We start from the raw sequence: 6,596 nt of genomic DNA on the forward strand, positions 1-6,596 counted from the left end.
ATAACTTCTAAATAAAGCGAAGGAATTAAAATGGCAACTCTTCCAAGAAAATTAAAAATCATTATTATATCTGATGGAACAGGAGAAACTGCAACTGCTATTTCTCGAGCAATTATGACTCAATTTCCAGATAGAGAAGTCTACTTCACTCGCTTTAAGAATGTGAGAAAGACAGAACAAGTAGATGCTATCTTCACAGAAGCAGCAATTCACCATGATCTAATTATCTATACAATTGTAACTAGTGAGCTAAGAGATTATATCGGAGATGTTGCAAGAACTAGGCATGTTCGAGCTCTAGACTTAATTGGACATGCCCTCACGGCTTTTTCTAATTACTTTGAACAAGAGCCAAAGGCAGAGCCAGGACTTCTACACGCTGTTAATGACGACTACTTCAAAAGAGTTGCAGCGATGGAGTTTACTCTTAACCATGACGACGGTAGAAATCTAGAGTCCCTAAGCCTTGCAGATGTTGTACTTGTAGGTATATCTAGAACAGGAAAGACTCCTCTATCTGTATACCTTAGCCAGCATGGAGTGAAAGTTGTAAACGTTCCCCTAATTAAGGGAACTGAGATCCCAGAAGCTCTTTTTAAAATCGACCAAAGAAAAATATTCGCACTAACAATTAACCCTGAAGCTCTTCTAGAGATTAGAAGAAAGAGGTTAACCACTCTAGGTGCGGCCAATCATACTGGAAACTATGCAGAACAAAGTAAGGTTATCGATGAATTAGAATGGGCCAATGACCTTTTCCGAGAAAACAAAAGATGGCCAATATTCAATGTAACAGACAAAGCAATTGAAGAGACTGCTTCAGAAATACTTCGCCTCGTAAATATGAGAAAGAACAATATTTTCAAACAGAGTAAGAGAAACGAAGAAACAGAAAACGATTAAAGATAAAAAAGCCAGAATTCAAGTTCTGGCTTTTTTATTATTGAATTTGAATAATAACTATAAAATAAGTTCGCAAAAGTCGACAGATGAGTCTTCAGTAATTTCAAAATCAATTTTTCTTTCAATATTCTGATTTCCAACTTTATAAAAGACACTTTGCTTTGTTGCCTCACCCTTTTCTGACTTTGAAGAATTTATAGGAAATGGAATTCCTCTTTTTCTTTTGAATGGGAGTTCTTCCACTCTAGGCTCTCCAAACATAGAGAAGCTAATAGATCCTCTAGCGCAGCTTCTAGACATTTTCAAATATCCATAAGATTGGTATGTTGTTTCTGTAACTTCAAGTATTTCACTCTCTCCATCAGCTGGAGATATCTTTTGAATAAAATGTTGTCTACCTGATGTTTCAACTCTAACCCAATGAACCTTATCCGATATAACTTTAAAAGAGTTAAGGAAATCAACTTTAACTTGTTTTCCATCTAAGTAGATATTTTGCTTGTGCTTATTAAAGCCTTTTAATGTAACTGTAGCCTCACCTTCTTTTTCGGAGATCACACTTACTGCTGCATCATCACCTGAATCAGATGAAGGCACTCTTTCAGTACTGTTAACATGAGAGCTAGGTTTACCACCTATCTCCATACCAACAAGTTCCTTTATCATTCCTAAGTTTGTATATCCAAAGTAAAGGCCACCAGCAAGAATTGCAATCGAAGCAACTTTAGAAACTAAACTACTTTGTTTCTTTTCTTCTTTAATCTTCTTTATTTTTGTTTTCCCAGAACTAGTCTTTCTAACTCTAGTTCCTTCAGTTTTTGTAATACTTCGAGGATCTGTACCTGCTTTCTTTCGACTTGTACGAGTTCTAGTCGCTCCAATTGTTAGGTCTTTAGATTCTTCATTTAAATGACCAAACTTCTTATCAATATCTACACTTGATCTTGTTTGAGTGCGACTTGCTCTAGTTTTAGTTTTAGTTTTTGCAAGAGGCTCTTCTTCTTCAAATCCAAAGTCTAAAACTTTTTCTTTTCCTCTATCAACAGAACTATCGACAGGAGCAGGAGTTGAAGTAGATGCCGCTTCTGATCTATCAGTACCACCTCTTTGTTCTCTCTTTAATTCATCTAGATATGGCTTTAAATCAATTTTACCAAATTCAAATAACTTCTCTCTATCTTTTTTGATCTCTTCTTTAAATAATTCTTTCGCAAAGAAACCTAAATCTGAAGAGTTAAAATCAGGATAGTTTGAGTATAAAAACTTAATAAGGGCCCTATTGAGTTGATCTAAGTTTTCAAATCTCTTATTTCGATCCTTACTTAATGCTCTAAGAACAATTTCATCTAACTCTTTAGGCACATTCGGATTTATACTAGAAGGCGCAGGTATTTTACATTCCTGTATCTTCTTAAGAACAGCAAGGTCATTAGATGCTTTAAATAATTTTCTTGAACATAACATTTCCCATAGAGTAATCCCTACAGCAAATTCATCATAACGAGGATCTAGCTCATGCCCTTCTAAGTATTCAGGAGCAAGGTAAGATAACTTCCCTTTGATTGTTCCTGCTTGCGTGGCCTCAGAGTTAGTCTCTGTTTTTGCGATACCAAAATCAATGACCTTAATTGCGCCATCAAAAGTGAGCATGATATTATGTGGTGAAATATCTCTATGAATGATTTGTAAATCTTTTCCCGTCAGCTTATCTGTTAATGTATGAGCATAGTGAAGCCCCTGACAAACTTGAGTTATAATATAAACAGAGATTTCAACAGGAAATACAAACTTTCTTTCTTTTAATTTATCTAAATATTCTTTTAAGTTTCTACCGTCACAGTATTCCATTGCAACAAAGAGTTGATTCTCCTGCATACCGTAATCATAAGTTTGAACAATATTTGGATGAAGCAGACCAAAGGTCGTTTTGATTTCATCCATAAACATTATTCTAAAGTTTTCATCTTTAGAAAATTGAGGCTGAACCATTTTAATGGCAACAACTTTATCAGCTTGCTCACCTAGGAATCGAGCTCGACAAATTTTTGCCATTCCCCCATCTATAAGGTGATCTAAAATTAAATATCGACCAAATCTTTCTCTTTCCACAATTCAAACCTTATAATAACTAACGTATTATTCACTTACTTATCGGTTCCATCGGGAAAATTCTTGAGGGAAAAAGCAGTCTAAAAACTAAACAAATATCGGATATAAGGCACTGAAATTACTGTCTATTCAATATTTATAGAGAAATTGTCCTGTAATTTGCGAATTCAATCCTAAGAGGACCTTCTCTTTTAGACTTAGAACAAAGTATTGCAACATCGTAAAGTTGGAAAGAATTTGTTACATACTGTGGATGTAGCTTTAATGCACTTGCAAAGTTATTCATAACAAATTGGTCATAACCTTGATCTTTCGCCTGCTTTAGGAAACTTCGTTTAGTAATTACATTACTAGAGCTTGAATAATATAAGGCCAAATAGCTATTAGAGCACTGCTTTAATGAAACTTTTTCTGACGTTGAAAACCAATTGTAAAATGGTGACTCTTCACTTATCTCACCTAGTAGGACATCAAACACCATTGTCATTTCTTGGTACCAAGAAATTCTTTTTAACTCTAAATCATCCTTCCAAATCTTTTCTCCAACAGAGCCACCTGTTAGTTCAAAATCATTTTCTTGAACGATATTTCTCCCAGTTAATGAACAAGAAGAAGTAAGAATTGCAATTAAAAGAATTATTTTTTTCATAAGTTACCTATTTAAATCTGATATCCAATTATAAATATCATTGAAGACCTTGTCTCTATTTTTTTCATTAAAGAGATCATGTCCAGAGTGAGGATATAGACCTTCATTTGCAAGCTCTTTAGGCATTCCCTTCATAAAAAGAGAACACTTTTGCCAATTCACAAGAAAGTCATCCTTACTCAACAACATTAACAGTGGGATATCTAAAAAATAAGAATAGTCGAGTAACTGATTACTCTTTCTAACGATCTCTTCAACTAGAGAGATAGACATGTAGTGGTTTATTAACGGGTCTGAATTATAGCTCTCTATTCTAATTCTATCGTGTGTTAAATCACTTCCTTTAATATGATATGGGAATCTAATTTTACCAGCATATCTATTTATTTTTTTTAACAATCTCTCATATAAAATATGAACGTCTATTTTCAAATACAGAAGAGGATTACTTAATACCACTGAGCTTATACGCTCTTTAGCAAGGTGCTCATATTTTTGTATATAAGATAGAGCAATTAGCCCACCTAGTCCTTGCCCTATAAGAACTTTCTTTGTTTCAATACTTTCATAATCATTGAGTAATAAATGTAAATCTTCTACATACTCATCAAAGTTTTTAACATAAGATCTTGTACCTGAACTAAGGCCATGTCCTTTCATATCTATAAATGTAATATTGATTTTCTCATCAAACTTTAGCCAAAGATCTTTTGCTAAAAGTTCATAACGACCGTGATGATCACAAATATCATGCAATATAATAAAGTGATGGAGAACCTTGTTTTTTTTAGTTCTCCACTCTCTTATGTATAAAGTTTCATTCTTGGAATGTGATTTTATATTAAAAGAATTTAATTCTAAATATTTAAATTCTTTATTAGCCTCTGTTAACATAATTTTCGATAGAGCTCTTTGCTTCGCTATTTAAATTATCAAAACGAAGAGAGAATCCTTGTCCGCCATCTAACAACCTAACAATTTGTCCTTTCGCAGTAAAGCAGTAATCAGAGTTATCAGGATGAACATTCATAGACACATTATCCCCTACTGTTCCTGGAAAGTTTGATACTAAGATCTGCAATCCACCAATAGAAATGTCTCTACAAACTCCTTCAAAGAATTCTTCTTGATCATGAAAAAACATTCTCGCCACAAAAGGCTTTCTTTGATTTTTACGTCTATCAATTTCATCAATAACAGGAGGCATAGTATTAAATAGCTCTTCATATATTGGAACATCAGCCAAAAAGATCCATTCTTTCATCTTACCTGGAACATATATCAAAGTCTTTTCATTAATTCTTTTCTCTGAAAATGCTTGGGAAATTTCATCCAAATTATAAGGTCCATATTCAACTTCTTGAGACCCTCTGTCGATTCCAATCTTAATCATAAAGATTTTCTCTGACTTCGAAACACCGCTCCAGTTAAAGGATTCATCCTCTTCTTCAACTTCAGCACTTCCGTTATTTAATAAATGAGAGAGCTCTTCGACATCTTGAAACTTCTTCCAATTATCAAAACCCTTTGTCCAAATATAGCTATCAGAATTCAAGGTACCACTTTGTAAAAGCTCACTTATCTTAGCCTCATCAACGGGCCCAACACGATCTTTTCCTTCTACATAATACCAACTTGTCATCTTAATCTCCGAACATTTTATTATTACTACTTCTAATTTTAACTCATTGAAATCCTGTGTCATTGGTGGATTTTTTGCCCAACTTCTAGATAAACCTTATGATTCCGCTCAAGTTTTCTTGCTTTTGTGCCGAATAAGCTAAAGATAAAAGTATTCTGAGGTCAATATGATTAAGAAAAATTTAAAATGGGCATTATTATTTATTACTCCCCTCCTCCTCGTATCGTGTAACGAGGAACAATTCGGTGTGGGAAAACAAAGCTCAACTATCTCAACTGCTCCAGTAGAGACAGGTAACACACAAGTTTGTTCTGATTACACTCTCATTAGACCACCAGTAGACTTACTTTTTCTCTGGGATAATTCAACGTCCACAAACTATATTGAAGACTCTAAAAAGGCTGCACTTAATAACACTCTTAACTATATCTCTGATAGATTCGACTACCAAGTTATGATTGCTCCACTTGTTGGAAGTGGAAATAGTAACTCATACTTCTTTAGTAGGGCCGGAACTTCTCCAAGTGGAGTGAATGTGATTTCAAAGTCGAGCGCTGTAAATGCAATTGAATCTCTTCCTCAGCAGGAAGGAGCAGCAGAGGCCGGTGGTGCGAGGGCCCGAGATCTAATTAAAAATAATATTAGTAATGGTATCTTTAGACCTAACTCCTACACTATAGTCATACTTCTCTCAAATGAAGATGATGATAGTTACGTTAGCAATGACTATGGATCAAATATCTCTGAAGGGCGTAAACTCGCTGATGGAATCACACATGACCTTTTATGCTTAAAGGGCGGTACTTATAATGGAAGTTATAAGAATTCATATTCAAGCTATTCAGAAAGTTGCTCAGGAGTTTCAAAATTAAATGCTTCGATGATGAGATTCTTAACAATAGCTCCAAGTAATAATATTGTTTACAAGAAAATCTCTTCAAATATTGCACTAAGTGGAAACTACAGTGAGTCAGATTATACAAATCTCTCAGTAAGTAATTACTCAAATATTTTTGACCAAGTAAATAGTGTTATTGCTGATCAAGTGATCAATCACAAATATAATTTCTGGCCAGTAGCTGGAAGCAATGTTGAAGTTGATACTGACTCCATTGTAGTCTATAGAAATAATGGAACTCAACTTTCAAGTTCAGAGTTCAACTATATTGGAAAACAAACAAATAAGAATACAAGATACTACCCTTCAGCTGGTGAGCCTTACACTGGTCATATGATTGAGTTAATTGGTACTGGTGAAGTAGTATTTCCAAATTGTCTAAATGTAACTTATCA

At 34.2% G+C, this 6,596-nt stretch carries 6 protein-coding genes; 2 read left to right on the forward strand and 4 right to left on the reverse strand.

Annotation, left to right across the window (positions count from 1 at the left end; all coding sequences use genetic code 11):
* Positions 1 to 30: 30 nt before the first annotated feature.
* Positions 31 to 903 carry a pyruvate, water dikinase regulatory protein gene (locus tag ABX784_RS06445; protein ID WP_372653998.1) on the forward strand — a complete coding sequence of 291 codons (873 nt, stop codon included), beginning with the start codon at positions 31 to 33 and terminating at the stop codon, positions 901 to 903.
* Between the two features lie 57 nt (positions 904 to 960).
* On the opposite strand, the gene ABX784_RS06450 is transcribed toward ABX784_RS06445, so the two are convergent.
* From ABX784_RS06450 to ABX784_RS06465, 4 genes are all read right to left on the reverse strand, one after another.
* The gene (locus ABX784_RS06450; RefSeq protein WP_372654000.1) at positions 961 to 3,012 is read right to left on the reverse strand and encodes a serine/threonine protein kinase; all 2,052 of its coding nucleotides are present in this window, start codon (positions 3,010 to 3,012) and stop codon (positions 961 to 963) included.
* 136 nt (positions 3,013 to 3,148) lie between these two features.
* Positions 3,149 to 3,661, reverse strand: a complete 513-nt coding sequence (locus ABX784_RS06455; protein ID WP_372654001.1) for a hypothetical protein — start codon at positions 3,659 to 3,661, stop codon at positions 3,149 to 3,151.
* A 3-nt stretch (positions 3,662 to 3,664) separates the two neighbouring features.
* Positions 3,665 to 4,555, reverse strand: coding sequence for an alpha/beta fold hydrolase (locus ABX784_RS06460; protein WP_372654002.1), 891 nt, complete (start codon positions 4,553 to 4,555; stop codon positions 3,665 to 3,667).
* On the reverse strand, positions 4,539 to 5,303 hold the full coding sequence (locus ABX784_RS06465; RefSeq protein ID WP_372654004.1) for a GYF domain-containing protein: 765 nt from the start codon (positions 5,301 to 5,303) through the stop codon (positions 4,539 to 4,541). The genes ABX784_RS06460 and ABX784_RS06465 overlap by 17 nt, the downstream gene beginning before the upstream one ends.
* A gap of 166 nt (positions 5,304 to 5,469) precedes the next feature.
* On the opposite strand from ABX784_RS06465, the gene ABX784_RS06470 reads away from it, so the two are divergent.
* Positions 5,470 to 6,596 (forward strand): hypothetical protein (locus ABX784_RS06470; RefSeq protein WP_372654005.1); only part of this gene is annotated, 1,127 nt, incomplete at its 3' end.

This window comes from Halobacteriovorax sp., from assembly GCF_041587335.1.
Taxonomy (GTDB): Bacteria; Bdellovibrionota; Bacteriovoracia; order Bacteriovoracales; family Bacteriovoracaceae; genus Halobacteriovorax.